The following is a 13,341-nucleotide window of genomic DNA, read 5'->3' on the forward strand; positions in this document are numbered from 1 at the left end:
TCGATGGCCACGACATCATTCCAAAGGCAGGCTTAGGAGAATTCCATGACGACCATGTCATTCACCAAGACAGAAGCCCCGCAATGGCTGCTCGCCTTCTGGCGCGAAATCGACGACAAGACCTTCGGCGAAGGCTTTAATTGCCTCGCGGAAGACGCCACATGCAATCTCGGCATTGCCGACTGGAAGGGGCGCGACACCATTCGCCGGAACCTGCGCGCCTTCATCGACACAGGCTTTACCGCATTGCATGATGTTACCGAATATTGGGACGCCGGATCGCTCAAGGTGTTCCGAGGAACCGTCACAATGAGCCCGAATGATCGCACGCAGGCGGTGGTCAAACCGGTCATGACGCACTTCTTCTACATGGATGAGGAAGACCCGACGAAAGTGCGCCACTGGTACGGTTCGGTCGGACCTGTTGCCTTCTCATAAGAACTGAGGCTGGCGGGGCCGCAAATACGGCCCCGCCAGCCCAAACGGACGAAGCGAGGCTTTGCAGGATGAGTTCGTTCCCCGCAGAACTGAGATTGCCAAACGAGTTGGGACCGCAGCTACGTGCATGGCGCGACACGCGTGGCAAGAGCCAGCTCGAGCTTTCGCTCGACACCGGCATTTCGCAGCGCCAGATCAGCTTCATCGAAAGCGGCAGGAGCACGCCCGGCCGCCAGAATGTGTTGCGTCTCGCCGATGCCCTGGAGGTGCCCTTCCGCGAGCGCAACACGCTGCTGCTCGCCGCCGGCTATGCGCCGATCTATTCCGAAGGAAGCTTCGATGATCAGGAGATGCAGGGCATTACCAATGCGCTTAAACGCATGCTGCGCCAGCACGAGCCTTTTCCGGCCATCGTGATGGATCGCTACTGGAATGTGCTGATGACTAATGATGCAGCGCTTCGCTTCTTCGACCAGTTCACCGATATGGCTGCACGTCCAAAACCGCGTAACCTCCTGCATCTCATGTTCGACCCCTTGGGCATGCGGCCCTTCATTGCGGATTGGGAGAAGACGGCAGAAAGCCTTTTGGGGCGCGTCTTCCGCGAGTCCGTTGGCCGTGTCATCGACGGACGGACGAAGGAGCTGATCGATAATCTGCTCGCCTACCCCGATGTGAATTCCGAATGGCAGACATCGCCGGCTATCGAGAATGCGCCGCTGATCCCTTTGTCCTTCGTGAAGGACAGGCATGTCCTGAGATTTTTCTCGTTGGTGACGACGGTCGGCACCGCGCAGATGATCACGACGCAGGAGCTGCGGGTCGAATGCATGTTTCCGCTGGATGAGGCCACCGAGGTGCGCTACGCGGAGCTGATGAGTACAATAGCGCCGTGAGCCACAGGCTCGTCGCCTGCGGCTGCAACGTCTTCGATATCAAGCCGCCTTGACGGCGTGATATTCCTTGATCGCGGCCATCTTGATAGCCGGGTAACGTTCCGCTTCATAGCGCAGCGAGAAGCCGTCCTGGGCGAGGAAGACCGGATCGCCATCGAGATCGCGGGCGATGTCGCCGCGACGGGCGGTGACGAACTTTTCGAGATCGGCGGACTGGTCGGCCGAGATCCAGCGGCAGACCGAAAAGCGCGACATTTCGAACGACACCGGCAGGCCGTATTCGGCCATCAGGCGCTCCTTCAGCACATCGAGCTGCAAGGCGCCGACGACGCCGACGATGGCGGGTGAGCCATCTTCGGGCGAGAAGAGCTGCACGACGCCTTCTTCGGCCATCTGCTGCAAGGCTTCCTTGAGCTTCTTTGCCTTCATCGCATCTTCAAGACGAACACGGCGCAGGATTTCCGGCGAGAAGTTCGGCACGCCCTGGAAGACGAGCGATTCACCTTCCGTCAGCGTATCGCCGATGCGCAGGGTCCCGTGGTTCGGAATGCCGACGACATCGCCGGCATAGGCGGTATCGGCTAGCTGGCGCTGCGAGGCGAAGAAGAATTGCGGCGCGGTGAGACCGAGCTGCTTACCGGTGCGCGACAGCCGCGCCTTCATGCCGCGTTCCAGCTTGCCGGAGCAGATGCGGGCAAAGGCGATGCGGTCGCGGTGGTTCGGGTCCATGTTGGCCTGGATCTTGAAGACGAAGGCCGTCATCTTGTCGTCGGTGGCGTGCACCGTCCTGATGTCGGCGACCTGATCGCGCGGCGGCGGCGCGAATGCACCGAGCGCATTGATGAGATCGCGAACGCCGAAGTTGCGCAGCGCCGAGCCGAAGAAGACGGGTGTCATGTGGCCTTCGAGGAAGGAGACCCGATCGAAGGGGCGGCAGGCTTCGATCGCCAGTTCCGTCTCGTCGATAAAGGCCTGGCGCTCGTTTTCCGGCAGCCGGTCGGCGACCGCCTGTGGGCCGTTCACCTTGGTCGCCTCGACCTCGGTATCGGAACCGCGCACCGTATTGTCGGCCAGATGGTAGGAGCCGCAGAAAGTCTTGGAGCGACCGATCGGCCAAGTGACCGGAGCCGTATCCAGCGCCAGCTTCTCTTCGACTTCATCGAGAATTTCGAAGGGATCGCGGCTTTCGCGGTCCATCTTGTTGATGAAGGTGATGATCGGGATGTCGCGCATGCGGCAGACTTCGAACAGCTTCAGCGTTCGCGGCTCGATACCCTTGGCGGCGTCGATGACCATGACCGCGGCGTCGACGGCCGTCAGCGTGCGGTAGGTATCGTCGGCGAAGTCTTCGTGACCGGGCGTATCGAGGATGTTGAAGACATTGCCTTCATATTCGAAGGTCATGACGGAGGTCACGACCGAGATGCCGCGCTCGCGCTCGATCTTCATCCAGTCGGAGCGCGTCTGCATGCGATCCTTCTTCGCCTTGACTTCGCCGGCGAGCTGAATGGCGCCGCCGAACAGCAGCAACTTTTCGGTGAGCGTTGTCTTGCCCGCGTCCGGGTGAGCGATAATAGCGAATGTGCGGCGGCGGGAAACCGCCTCGGCGAGACTTTCAGCCATGCGTGTGAATCCTGTGAATTGCGGCCGTATCTAGCGACTCAAAGCCCCAAATGCAATTGACCTCCGGCTTTCAAACGCAAACTATTGCCGTATGACCATTCACACCGACATCACTCCGACCCTGAACCTCGTCCGCCTGCCGCATGGGGAGGGCCTGGAACTACCCGCCTACGAAACCAAGGGCGCGGCCGGTATGGACCTGCGCGCTGCCATCGACGACGGTGCGACGCTGACGATCGCACCGTGGAATCGGATTCTCGTTCCAACGGGTTTTGTCTTCGAAGTTCCTGAAGGCTTCGAGGCGCAGATCCGCCCGCGTTCAGGGCTTGCCTTCAAGCATGGGATTACCTGCCTGAACTCGCCCGGCACGGTTGACAGCGACTATCGCGGCGAAGTGAAGGTGCTGCTGGCCAACCTTAGCGAGGAGCCGTTCGAGATCACCCGCGGCATGCGCATCGCGCAGATGGTTATAGCGCCAGTCATGCAGGTGCGTATCGCCGAGATTGCGGAGATCAGCGAAACCACGCGCGGCGCAGGCGGTTTCGGCTCGACCGGCGTGTGATGTCGGAGATTGCCCAGACGCATGGCCTGACCTTACGACAGGACTATTTCGGCGATCCAGCTGCGTGGAAGGGTCTTGTCGACCTGCTTGAAGATACGTTCTCCATCGACGTCGGTATTCAGGATCGATTGGGTGGCCCTGATCCCACAAGCATGCCGTTTGGCTATTTCGATGCCGATCGCCGTTGCATCGCCAATTTCACCGCCTTCTCCATGCCGCTGATCGTCAACGGCCGTGCCGTCAGGGCAGCGGGATATCAGTCTGGCGCGGTGCGGCCTGAATGGCGTGGGCGCGGGCTCTATCGCGATCTCATGCAGCGTGCCTTTGCTCGCACCCAGGCGGAGGGCTACGAGCTCGATCTCCTGCTCACCGACAAGCCTGCGCTTTATGCGCGTTACGGCTTTCGCTCTCTACCGCAACATGTCTTCGTCGCGGAGATGCCGAAGTTTGGAAAAGCCGACTCGGCTGCCCGGCAACTGTCGCTCGAAGCGCCCGATGATCTGCGCCTGATCAAGACGCTGCTGCAAAACCGGCAGCCGGTCTCTGCCCAATTTGCCGTTGTCAGACAGACGGAGATGTTTCTGCTGAATGCCTCCTTTAACGCCGCGATCCGCCTGACGGCATTGGGGGATGACGTGGTCATCGCATGGACGTTCGACGGCGCGACTCTCTGGCTTCTCGATGTCGTGGCAACGGCCATCCCCTCTCTGGCGACCATCCTGTCCGCGCTTGATATCGAACCCGATCGCATCGAGATCTGCTTTTCACCGGATCGGCTGGATTGCCCGGTATCGCTGCAGCCCTACGAAGGTTACACGACGCTAATGGCACGCGGTAAAGCGGCCCATGATATTGCCGGGCCGCTCATGCTTTCGCCCATGGCGGAATTCTAGAGCCGTTAAGCGGCTCTAGCTTGTTGGATTCTGCAATTCCCAACGGAAAACTGCTGCCCACTTTCCCAAGGATTGCTCTAGCGCGAAAGCGGCGGCAGCCGGCGCTTGACCGGTGTCGCCTTTATCATCGATGTGTTCGTCTCGGCCCGCTCGGTGATCTTGTCCAATATCCCATCGAGCTCGCTCATCGACCGCACCACCAGGCGCCCGATGAAACAATCGTCGCCGGTGACCTTGTCGCATTCGATGAATTCGGGCGTCTCCTGAATGATCCGCTCGACGACATGCAGCTGGCCAGGCAGAGGCCGAATGCGGACGATCGCCTGCAGGGGATAGCCGATCGCCTCCGGCGCGATATCGACGGTGAAGGCCGAGATGATGCCGCGCTCCTCCAAGCGCCGCAGACGTTCCCCCGCACTCGGCGACGACAGGCCGGCCGCTTCCGCCAGTTCCTTCAGCGATATGCGGGCATTGCGCGCCAGCGACTCCAGCATCCGCTGATCGATCTCATCCAGACCCAGGCTTGCATTAGGAACACCCATCATTCACCCTCATTTATTTAGGCATATGAGCTCTATTGCCTTACTAAACCTATATCACCGGCTCCGATACCGCAATATGATTGGCGTAGATAGACGGGAGCAAAGGCAATGAGCGAGATTAAGCGCGGCACGGTGGAAATGACGGCGGCGATGCTGATTTCAGGCACCATCGGCTGGTTCGTGCTGATATCCGGGCAAGCCGTGACTGGCGTCGTCTTCTGGCGCTGCTTCTTCGGGGCGCTGACACTGCTCGTTATCTGCGGGACCATGGGCCTGCTGCGTCCCGGCATCCTCAATCTGAAGACATTCTCCATCGCCGTCGGTGGCGGGATCGCCATCGTGCTCAACTGGCTGCTGCTTTTCGCGGCCTATTCCCACGCCTCCATTTCCATCGCCACGACCGTCTACAACACACAGCCCTTCATGCTGTTGGGGCTCGGCGCTCTGTTCCTCGGCGAGCGGATCACTTTCACCAAGCTCTTCTGGTTAGGCCTCGCCTTTGCCGGCATGGCCGTGATCGTCGAAGGCAAGCCGGCGGGGGCAGCGAGTGGTGGAAGCTATGCGATCGGCATCCTGCTTTCGCTGGGTGCGGCCTTCTTCTATGCGCTGGCGGCGATCGCCGCCAAATGGCTGAAAGGCACGCCGCCACACCTGATCGCGCTCATACAGGTCTCTACTGGCATCCTCATGTTGGCGCCCTTTACCGATTTCTCGGCCGCACCCCAGGATGCCGGGGGATGGTCGATCCTCGTCACCATGGGCGTGGTCCATACCGGGTTGATGTATGTGCTGCTCTATGGCGCCATTCAGAAGCTGCCGACGCATCTGACGGGGGCGCTCTCCTTCGTCTATCCAATCGCCGCCATCGTGGTCGACCGTTTCGCCTTCGGCCATGTGCTTGGCATCGCTCAAATCCTTGGCGCGGTCATCATTCTCGCGGCTGCTGCCGGCATGAATCTGGGATGGACGATCCCCCTGCGCTGGAATAGAAACCACCATGTTTCCAAGGGAGCCGCCGAATGATCACCTGCTATCTGCGCTACGTCATCGACCCTTACAAGCTTGCCCAGTTCGAGCATTACGCCAAGCTCTGGATTCCGCTGGTCAACCGTATGGGCGGCACGCATCACGGCTATTTCATGCCGCATGAAGGCGCCAGCAACATCGCCTTGGCGCTCTTCAGCTTCCCGAGCCTTGCTGCCTATGAGGAATATCGGCTGAAAATACCCGAGGATGCGGAGTGCCAGGCAGCTCTTGCCTATGGCGAGGAAACGCGCTGCATCCTCAGCTACGAACGCAGCTTCATGCGGCCGGTGTTCTAGGTTTACTTAGCCGGATTCGGACAGACTTCGGAGAGACCGTCGAGGTCTTCCGCCATCTTTTCGAATGTTGCCGCCGATCCCGCCTTGCCTCCGCCGATCCGCAGCACATAGAGGCTGTCGAAATCCTTGCCATGCCATTTCGGCACCGCTTTTTCATCGCCACCATTCTCGCTCATCAGCTGGCGGGCGAGATCGACGATCTGCTTATGCTCCCAGGCGACGAAGATCAGCTTGCCGGCATAGGCAGGCTTCTTCAGCTCGGCTTTCAGATCATCGATATCCTTATAGCCGAAGCTGGTATCGACAGGCATTCCAAAGGCAATTGCCGTCGGTTCGATAGTCGCGAGCGGCCGGATGTAATCGTAGGAAGTGCCAGAATCGTCCTTTCGCTTCGACGGATCCGGCGCAAAGATCGCAGCAGGCTTGCCGAAGAGCTTGCTTAGCACCGAGGGCAGAGCCAAAGACCGGTTGAGACCTTGGCAGCTCAGTTGGCCGAGACCTGCTTCCGGCTTTTCGCCATGGCGCATGAAGACGATCGTCTGCACGTCCTTCTCCGCTGCCGAGGTAGGCGGCGCGAAGGTTGCTAACATCAGAAGACCGGCGGTGACTGCTGTTGTCACAACTCGCATTAGCGCTGAGCCTCAAAAGCCATGCGCACAGCGAGCCCGGCAAGCACAGTGCCCATGAGCCAGCGCTGCACCAGCGCGAAGGACGGACGGCGGGTGAGGAACATCGCGATCCAGCCGGCACTCAGCGCGAAGATAGCATTGAATGTCACGCTGATGATGATCTGTGCAAAGCCGAGAATGATCGACTGGGTGAAGACGCTGCCGGCGCTAGGATCGACGAACTGCGGCAGCAGCGACAAATAAAGGATCGCCACTTTCGGATTGAGCAGGCTGGTCACCAGCCCCATCGTGAAGAGCCGGCGCGCGCTATCCTTCGGCAGCTCGCGCACCTGAAAGGCCGAACGGCCACCGGGTTTCAGCGCATTCCAGGCGAGCCATCCAAGATAGGCGGCACCCGCCAGCCTCAGCGCATCATAGGCAAAAGGCACGGCAAAGACGAAAGCGGTAATGCCGAGTGCGGCCGAGAGCATGTAAAAGAGGAAGCCGCAGGCGACACCGCCAAGGGAGATCAGGCCTGCCGCAGGTCCCTGCGAGATGGAGCGCGACACCAGATAGATCATGTTCGGCCCGGGTGTCAGCACCATGCCGAGAGCGATCAGGGCAAAGGTGATCATGCTGGTCAGATGCGGCATGGAGGCTCCGGCAGGAAGGGCTTCAGAAGGAGATTTCGGTGGATGCGACCAGCTTGATTTCATGCGGCCCGGCATCGAAGCCGTCAAGCAGCATATTGTGGTGGGTGACAATCTCTTCGAAGCTCAGTTTGCCCATATCCGCCGTGGTGTGTCCGTCGGAGATCAGCGAGACATCGAAACCGAGTGAGACGGCGCGCCGCACGGTCGTATCGACGCAGAACTGCGTCATGCAGCCGCCGACGATGAGATGAGTGACGCCACGCGCTCGCAGCTTTGCCTCCAGATCCGTCTCGAAGAAGGAATCACAGCTCGTCTTGTGCACGACGGCATCGCCGGCTTCCGGCGCGATCTCCCGGCGCAACTGCCAGCCTTCGCTGCGTTTGGCCAAACGATGGGTGGGGCCGCCGTCATGCTGGACGATGAAGGTGGGAATGCCGGCGGCACGCGCCTTGTGCTTCAGCGCCGCCAGCCTAGTGACAACCCCCTCCAGTGCGGCATCTATCACGGGCTGACGATCCGGCGTGCCGAGGCCCGTCAGGATGGAGTTCTGAAGATCGATCAGGAGCAATGCGGAAGACATGATATCCTTGTGCAAAGCAGTTGCGACGCGGCGTTAATGCCTTGGTAATATGTTCGCTGCACCGGCGCAATCGCTTGAAAACGCAAAGGTGGTGAGATAGAGCGAATACCATCTTAGGAGGAGAATTCCATGACTCTCGCGGCCTTGTTTGCCTATTGCTGCGCCCTTTTCATCGCCGCTGCGATCCCGGGTCCTGGTATCACGGCAATCGTGGCGCGCGCCCTCGGCTCCGGCTTTCGCGAGACCTTCTTCATGGGCCTCGGCCTCGTGCTCGGCGACACGATCTACCTGACGGCCGTCATCCTCGGGCTTGCCTTCGTGGCGCAGACCTTCACCGAGGTCTTCATCGTCATCAAGATCGCCGGTGCGCTTTATCTCGGCTATATCGCCTGGAAGCTCTGGACGGCGGGCCTGCTTGCGGCCGATATCGCCGCGAAGAAATCGAACAGCGCCGGCATGTCCTTCCTCTCCGGCCTGCTTGTCACGCTCGGCAACCCCAAGACCATGCTTTTCTATGTTGCGCTGGTGCCGACCCTGATCGATATCGGCAGCATCGGGCTGCGTGAATATGCGACGCTGGTGGCGGCGACCTTCATCGTCCTTCTGATCGTTCTGGTGCCCTATATGCTGCTGGCGTCGCGAGCGCGCACCTTTCTCAAGAAGCCGAGGGCGCTGCAGATCCTGAACCGGGTCGCCGCCAGCATCCTCGGCGCGACCGCTGCCTTCATCGCCATGCGCACCGCCTGAAAAAAACATCCTCAAGTAAGACCGTTATGAGATTCTTTTCTCACGTGCTTTACGCGAGGAACGGCTGCGCACTCTGGTTTCCGCGGGCGTTTGATCCTATTGTCATTGCATAATTCCAATATAGGGAGAGCTACCCATGTCCGACACCCGCAAACCCGGCCGCGGCCGCGTCTATGCCTCGATCACCGAGACTATCGGCGATACGCCGATCGTGCGCCTCGACAAGCTGGCGAAGGAGAAGGGCGTCAAGGCCAACATCCTGGCAAAGCTCGAATTCTTCAATCCAATCGCTTCGGTGAAGGACCGTATCGGCGTCGCTATGATCGAGAGCCTGGAAGCCCAGGGCAAGATCGCTCCCGGCCGGTCCGTGCTGATCGAGCCGACCTCGGGCAACACGGGCATTGCGCTCGCCTTTGCCGCTGCCGCCAAGGGCTATAGGCTGATCCTCACCATGCCGGAAACCATGTCGATCGAGCGTCGCAAGATGCTGGCGCTGCTTGGCGCCGAGCTGGTGCTGACTGAGGGACCGAAGGGTATGAAGGGCGCGATCGCCAAGGCCGAAGAGCTGGCCGCGTCGCTGCCGGATGCGATTATTCCGCAGCAGTTCGAAAATCCGGCCAATCCGGAAATCCATCGTAAGACGACGGCCGAAGAAATCTGGAACGACACCGAAGGCAAGGTCGATATCTTCGTTTCCGGTATCGGCACCGGCGGCACGATCACCGGTGTCGGCCAGGTGCTGAAAGCACGCAAGCCCGACATCAAGGTCATCGCGGTCGAGCCGGCGGATTCGCCAGTTCTGTCCGGCGGCAATCCCGGACCCCACAAGATCCAGGGCATCGGCGCCGGCTTCGCACCAAAAGTTCTCGATACGCATGTCTATGACGAGGTAGTGACCGTCAGCAATGACGAGGCATTCCAGCAGGCGCGGCTCGTCGCCAAGCTCGAAGGCGTGCCGGTCGGCATTTCCTCCGGCGCGGCGCTTACGGCGGCTATCAAGATCGGCCAGCGTCCCGAAAACGAAGGCAAGACTATCGTCGTCGTCATCCCGTCCTTCGCCGAGCGCTATCTCTCGACGGCGCTCTTCGAGGGTCTCGGTGGCTGACAAAGCCATTCGCCATCTTGATTTGGAAAAAGGGGTGTTTCGGCACCCCTTTTCATTTAGGCCGGCTGGAGACGATCAGATGCTGTAGAGTCCCGCATTGTCAGGCATGCGCGGTCAGCCGCTCTCCGGCGATGCGATAGGAGATGGCTTCGGCGAGATGGATGCGCCCGACGGTCGGCTTGTCGTCGAGATCGGCGAGAGTGCGCGCCACCTTGAGAATGCGATGATAGCCGCGGGCGGAGAATTTCATCTTCTCGGCGGCATCGCGCAGCAATTGCAGGCCGGCGGCATCCGGCTCGGCGATGGTTTCGATCATCGCCGTCGAGCAGCGGGCATTGGTGCTGACATCCTTCATGCCGGCTCGTTCGAAGCGTTCCCGCTGCCGCTCGCGGGCGCGTGCCACGCGGAGTGCGACATCGGCGCTGCTTTCCGAGGCTGTCGGCCGGATGAGGTCGGCGGCGGAGACCGCCGGCACGTCGATGCGGATATCGATACGATCGAGCAAGGGGCCGGAAATGCGGCCCTGATAATCGGAAGCGCAACGCGGCCCACGGGCGCAGGTATGACCCGGCTCCCCGGCCATGCCGCAGCGGCACGGGTTCATCGCCGCGACAAGCTGGATGCCGGCCGGATAGGAGACACGGTGGTTTGCTCTGGCGATGACGCATTCGCCGGTTTCCAGTGGCTGGCGGAGCGCATCGAGCGCCTGCGGTGAAAACTCCGGCAGCTCGTCCAGGAACAGAATGCCGTGATGGGCGAGCGAGACTTCACCCGGCCGGGCGCGCAGGCCGCCGCCGACGAGCGCCGCCATGGTGGCGGAATGATGGGGCGCGCGATAGGGCCGCCGGTCCGAGAGCTTGCCGCCGGAAAGCTGGCCGGCGATCGAATGGATCATCGACACCTCCAGCAACTCGTTGGTCGACAAGGGCGGCAGGATCGACGGCAGGCGCGAGGCGAGCATGGATTTGCCGGAGCCGGGAGGCCCGACGAAAAGCAGATTATGGCCACCGGCGGCCGCCACTTCCAGCGCGCGCTTGGCGCTTTCCTGGCCCTTGATATCGGCAAGATCGGGTAGATTGGCGGCATTGGCGCGAACGGATGGCTCCGGCCGCGAGAGAACCTGCGTACCGCGGAAATGATTGGCGAGCGCAATCAGGCTGCGCGGCGCCAGAATATCGATCTCCTTGCCGGCCCAGGCCGCTTCCGGTCCGCTTTCGGCCGGGCAGATCAGCCCCTTGCCCATGGCATTGGCGGCGATCGCGGCGGGAAGAGCGCCGGCAACGGGCGCGATCGTGCCGTCGAGATTGAGTTCGCCGATGACGGTGTAGGAGGACAGGGCATCGGCTGGGATCGCGCCGAGCGCCGCCATCAGACCAAGCGCGATGGCAAGATCGAAATGACTGCCCTCTTTGGGCAGGTCCGCCGGTGCAAGATTGACAGTGACTTTCTTCGGCGGCAAGGCAAGGCCAGAGGCGTGTAGTGCTGCCTGAACCCTCTCACGGCTCTCCGCGACAGCCTTGTCCGGCAGACCGACGATATGCATCAGCACCTTGCCCGGCGCGATCATCACTTGCACTTCGACGGGTACGCCCTCAATGCCCTGAAATGCCACCGTACTGACGCGCGCTACCATTCCCTATCCCCTGTCGCCGAACCCGTTTGCCGTTACGTGCCCCGATCAGCAAACTTCGGGTTGCAATCTGGCATAAGACAAAGAATGAAACAAGAACAATAAACGAACAAAAATTTCACCCCGCATATCGAAATCAACGACATGCGGGGGTGACTAGATCGTTCAGTCGAAAGCGTGGCGGGGAACTGTCGATCAGGCTCGCTTGGCCTCGATCGCATCCCAGAGCAGGCTGGCGATATCGGCGCCGCCGAAACGCTTGACTTCGCGGATGCCGGTCGGCGACGTCACGTTGATCTCGGTCATATAGTCGCCGATGACGTCGATGCCGACGAGCAGGAAGCCGCGCTCCTTGAGGGCTGGGCCGATACGCGCGCAGATTTCCTTCTCGCGCGCCGTCAGCTCGGTGGCTTCCGCGCGGCCGCCGACATGCATGTTGGAGCGGGCGTCATGCTCGGCCGGCACGCGGTTGATCGCGCCGACAGCCTCGCCATCGACGAGGATGATGCGCTTGTCGCCCTTGCGCACGTCTGGCAGGTATTGCTGGGCAATGAAGGGCTCGCGGAAGAGCTGGCCGAACATTTCCAGCAGCGACGAGAGATTGCGGTCGTCACGCGTCGAGTGGAACACACCGGCGCCGCCATTGCCGTAGAGCGGCTTCAGGATGATATCGCCCATTTCATCGCGGAAACGGCGGATTTCAGCCGGATCGCGGGTGATGAGCGTCTTCGGCATGAGATCGGCGAATTCAGTGACGAAGATCTTTTCCGGCGAGTTGCGCACCCAGGCCGGATCGTTGACCACGAGCGTCTTCGGATGGATGCGCTCGAGCAGATGTGTCGAGGTAATATAAGCCATGTCGAATGGCGGGTCCTGGCGCAGCAGCACCACGTCCATGGTGGAAAGATCGACGCGCTCCGGCTCGCCGAGCTCGAAATGATCGCCCTTGACGTCGCGCAGGATCATCGGCTCGACGGAGGCATAGATCCTGCCGTCGCGCATGCTCAGCCGCTCCGGCGTATAGTGGAAGAGCTTGTAGCCCCGGTTCTGCGCCTCGAGGCTCATGGCGAAGGTGGAGTCACCCGCAATGTTGATGCTTTTCACATGGTCCATCTGGACCGCAACATTCTTGATACCAGCCATAGTCAGCCCTCGCTCGGATTTGCGGACAGATGTAGGTCGGCCTGCATCCAAACGCAACGGCTATTCAATGGCTTCCCTCAAGTGGCCGCTTAGGCAGCAAGGCCTTGTGCGCCGCCCTGGCGGACGAAGTTGCGCAGGCGATAAGCCATGGTCAGAGGCTTCGGGAACGGCTTGCGCAGAAAGGCAACCTTGCGCAGGTAGCGATCGATGCGCCATGTCGCCCAGGTGCCACCGGCAAAATAAGCGACATCGCCGGCGCTGAGCGTCCGCTCGACGCCATCTTCCGTGGTGATATGCACCTCGCCCTCAAGGATCATCACCGTTTCGTCCCAGCCGAAATACCAGCGGAACTCGCCCGCGGTGCAATCCCACAGCGCCGTCATTGCGGCATCGTCCTGCCCCCGCGAGTGCTCGGCGATACGGGCGACCGGATTCCCCGACAAAACCCAGGAGGGTTCGATCGGCGATGGCTTCATTTCCATTTCGTTGCTGGCGCCCGCCACGAAGCTTTTCGACTGCGGCATCGCGAGCACGACCGGCGCGGCACGGGTGGCAAAGGCCGCCATGCTCGCCAACATCAGTTTCAAGACCATGCAATC

Annotated in this window: 16 protein-coding genes; 8 read left to right on the forward strand and 8 right to left on the reverse strand. The window is 60.9% G+C overall.

The window, feature by feature from the left end:
* Positions 1 to 45: 45 nt before the first annotated feature.
* Positions 46 to 438: a nuclear transport factor 2 family protein gene (locus tag AC13QY_RS17055; protein WP_488493681.1), complete on the forward strand. Its 393-nt coding sequence runs from the start codon at positions 46 to 48 to the stop codon at positions 436 to 438.
* 68 nt (positions 439 to 506) lie between these two features.
* On the forward strand, positions 507 to 1,334 hold the full coding sequence (locus AC13QY_RS17060; protein WP_488493682.1) for a helix-turn-helix domain-containing protein: 828 nt from the start codon (positions 507 to 509) through the stop codon (positions 1,332 to 1,334).
* Positions 1,335 to 1,373: 39 nt separating this feature from the next.
* Here the strand turns inward: AC13QY_RS17060 and AC13QY_RS17065 are convergent, their stop codons facing one another.
* Positions 1,374 to 2,957, reverse strand: coding sequence for a peptide chain release factor 3 (locus tag AC13QY_RS17065; protein ID WP_113329936.1), 1,584 nt, complete (start codon positions 2,955 to 2,957; stop codon positions 1,374 to 1,376).
* A 91-nt stretch (positions 2,958 to 3,048) separates the two neighbouring features.
* On the opposite strand from AC13QY_RS17065, the gene dut reads away from it, so the two are divergent.
* Both dut and AC13QY_RS17075 read left to right on the forward strand, forming a co-directional pair.
* On the forward strand, positions 3,049 to 3,519 hold the full coding sequence (gene dut, locus AC13QY_RS17070) for a dUTP diphosphatase (protein WP_152095603.1): 471 nt from the start codon (positions 3,049 to 3,051) through the stop codon (positions 3,517 to 3,519).
* A complete protein-coding gene (locus AC13QY_RS17075; RefSeq protein WP_152095604.1) occupies positions 3,519 to 4,412 on the forward strand; it encodes a GNAT family N-acetyltransferase in 894 nt (297 codons plus the stop codon). The genes dut and AC13QY_RS17075 overlap by 1 nt, the downstream gene beginning before the upstream one ends.
* Positions 4,413 to 4,489: 77 nt before the next feature.
* Here AC13QY_RS17075 and AC13QY_RS17080 read toward each other — a convergent pair whose 3' ends face one another.
* Positions 4,490 to 4,954: an Lrp/AsnC family transcriptional regulator gene (locus AC13QY_RS17080; protein WP_113351363.1), complete on the reverse strand. Its 465-nt coding sequence runs from the start codon at positions 4,952 to 4,954 to the stop codon at positions 4,490 to 4,492.
* Positions 4,955 to 5,062: 108 nt separating this feature from the next.
* Here AC13QY_RS17080 and AC13QY_RS17085 point away from each other — a divergent pair, with 108 nt between their 5' ends.
* Both AC13QY_RS17085 and AC13QY_RS17090 read left to right on the forward strand, forming a co-directional pair.
* Positions 5,063 to 5,977: a DMT family transporter gene (locus tag AC13QY_RS17085; protein WP_152095605.1), complete on the forward strand. Its 915-nt coding sequence runs from the start codon at positions 5,063 to 5,065 to the stop codon at positions 5,975 to 5,977.
* Complete coding sequence (locus AC13QY_RS17090) at positions 5,974 to 6,276, forward strand: NIPSNAP family protein (RefSeq protein ID WP_113329931.1); 303 nt, start codon at positions 5,974 to 5,976, stop codon at positions 6,274 to 6,276. Before AC13QY_RS17085 ends, AC13QY_RS17090 begins: the two co-directional genes overlap by 4 nt.
* 2 nt (positions 6,277 to 6,278) lie before the next feature.
* Here the strand turns inward: AC13QY_RS17090 and AC13QY_RS17095 are convergent, their stop codons facing one another.
* The 3 genes from AC13QY_RS17095 to AC13QY_RS17105 are packed head-to-tail and all read right to left on the reverse strand — an operon-like array spanning position 6,279 to position 8,117.
* A complete protein-coding gene (locus tag AC13QY_RS17095) occupies positions 6,279 to 6,905 on the reverse strand; it encodes a hypothetical protein (RefSeq protein ID WP_152093810.1) in 627 nt (208 codons plus the stop codon).
* Positions 6,905 to 7,537, reverse strand: a complete 633-nt coding sequence (locus AC13QY_RS17100; RefSeq protein WP_113329929.1) for a LysE family translocator — start codon at positions 7,535 to 7,537, stop codon at positions 6,905 to 6,907. Before AC13QY_RS17100 ends, AC13QY_RS17095 begins: the two co-directional genes overlap by 1 nt.
* A gap of 22 nt (positions 7,538 to 7,559) precedes the next feature.
* A complete protein-coding gene (locus AC13QY_RS17105; RefSeq protein WP_145322182.1) occupies positions 7,560 to 8,117 on the reverse strand; it encodes a cysteine hydrolase family protein in 558 nt (185 codons plus the stop codon).
* A gap of 129 nt (positions 8,118 to 8,246) precedes the next feature.
* On the opposite strand from AC13QY_RS17105, the gene AC13QY_RS17110 reads away from it, so the two are divergent.
* Together AC13QY_RS17110 and cysK are read left to right on the forward strand one after the other, a co-directional pair.
* A complete protein-coding gene (locus AC13QY_RS17110) occupies positions 8,247 to 8,864 on the forward strand; it encodes a LysE family translocator (RefSeq protein WP_152095606.1) in 618 nt (205 codons plus the stop codon).
* A gap of 136 nt (positions 8,865 to 9,000) precedes the next feature.
* The gene (gene cysK, locus AC13QY_RS17115) at positions 9,001 to 9,969 is read left to right on the forward strand and encodes a cysteine synthase A (protein WP_145322177.1); all 969 of its coding nucleotides are present in this window, start codon (positions 9,001 to 9,003) and stop codon (positions 9,967 to 9,969) included.
* 100 nt (positions 9,970 to 10,069) lie between these two features.
* On the opposite strand, the gene AC13QY_RS17120 is transcribed toward cysK, so the two are convergent.
* The 3 genes from AC13QY_RS17120 to AC13QY_RS17130 form a co-directional block, all read right to left on the reverse strand.
* Positions 10,070 to 11,602, reverse strand: coding sequence for a YifB family Mg chelatase-like AAA ATPase (locus tag AC13QY_RS17120; protein WP_069611083.1), 1,533 nt, complete (start codon positions 11,600 to 11,602; stop codon positions 10,070 to 10,072).
* A gap of 192 nt (positions 11,603 to 11,794) precedes the next feature.
* Positions 11,795 to 12,742: a glutathione synthase gene (gshB, locus tag AC13QY_RS17125; protein WP_152095607.1), complete on the reverse strand. Its 948-nt coding sequence runs from the start codon at positions 12,740 to 12,742 to the stop codon at positions 11,795 to 11,797.
* 89 nt (positions 12,743 to 12,831) lie between these two features.
* Positions 12,832 to 13,335: a cupin domain-containing protein gene (locus AC13QY_RS17130; RefSeq protein WP_113329924.1), complete on the reverse strand. Its 504-nt coding sequence runs from the start codon at positions 13,333 to 13,335 to the stop codon at positions 12,832 to 12,834.
* Between the last annotated feature and the right edge of the window lie 6 nt (positions 13,336 to 13,341).

The organism is Martinezella sp. CNPSo 3795 (genome assembly GCF_057784475.1).

Coding starts and splice junctions, on each gene's coding strand:
- AC13QY_RS17060 (WP_488493682.1), top strand. CDS start 507: ATGAGTTCGTTCCCCGCAGAACTGAGATTGCCAAACGAGTTGGGACCG.
- AC13QY_RS17130 (WP_113329924.1), bottom strand. CDS start 13,335: ATGGTCTTGAAACTGATGTTGGCGAGCATGGCGGCCTTTGCCACCCGT.
- cysK (WP_145322177.1), top strand. CDS start 9,001: ATGTCCGACACCCGCAAACCCGGCCGCGGCCGCGTCTATGCCTCGATC.
- AC13QY_RS17085 (WP_152095605.1), top strand. CDS start 5,063: ATGAGCGAGATTAAGCGCGGCACGGTGGAAATGACGGCGGCGATGCTG.
- AC13QY_RS17065 (WP_113329936.1), bottom strand. CDS start 2,957: ATGGCTGAAAGTCTCGCCGAGGCGGTTTCCCGCCGCCGCACATTCGCT.
- AC13QY_RS17080 (WP_113351363.1), bottom strand. CDS start 4,954: ATGGGTGTTCCTAATGCAAGCCTGGGTCTGGATGAGATCGATCAGCGG.
- AC13QY_RS17110 (WP_152095606.1), top strand. CDS start 8,247: ATGACTCTCGCGGCCTTGTTTGCCTATTGCTGCGCCCTTTTCATCGCC.
- AC13QY_RS17120 (WP_069611083.1), bottom strand. CDS start 11,602: ATGGTAGCGCGCGTCAGTACGGTGGCATTTCAGGGCATTGAGGGCGTA.
- AC13QY_RS17100 (WP_113329929.1), bottom strand. CDS start 7,537: ATGCCGCATCTGACCAGCATGATCACCTTTGCCCTGATCGCTCTCGGC.
- dut (WP_152095603.1), top strand. CDS start 3,049: ATGACCATTCACACCGACATCACTCCGACCCTGAACCTCGTCCGCCTG.
- AC13QY_RS17055 (WP_488493681.1), top strand. CDS start 46: ATGACGACCATGTCATTCACCAAGACAGAAGCCCCGCAATGGCTGCTC.
- gshB (WP_152095607.1), bottom strand. CDS start 12,742: ATGGCTGGTATCAAGAATGTTGCGGTCCAGATGGACCATGTGAAAAGC.
- AC13QY_RS17105 (WP_145322182.1), bottom strand. CDS start 8,117: ATGTCTTCCGCATTGCTCCTGATCGATCTTCAGAACTCCATCCTGACG.
- AC13QY_RS17090 (WP_113329931.1), top strand. CDS start 5,974: ATGATCACCTGCTATCTGCGCTACGTCATCGACCCTTACAAGCTTGCC.
- AC13QY_RS17075 (WP_152095604.1), top strand. CDS start 3,519: ATGTCGGAGATTGCCCAGACGCATGGCCTGACCTTACGACAGGACTAT.
- AC13QY_RS17095 (WP_152093810.1), bottom strand. CDS start 6,905: ATGCGAGTTGTGACAACAGCAGTCACCGCCGGTCTTCTGATGTTAGCA.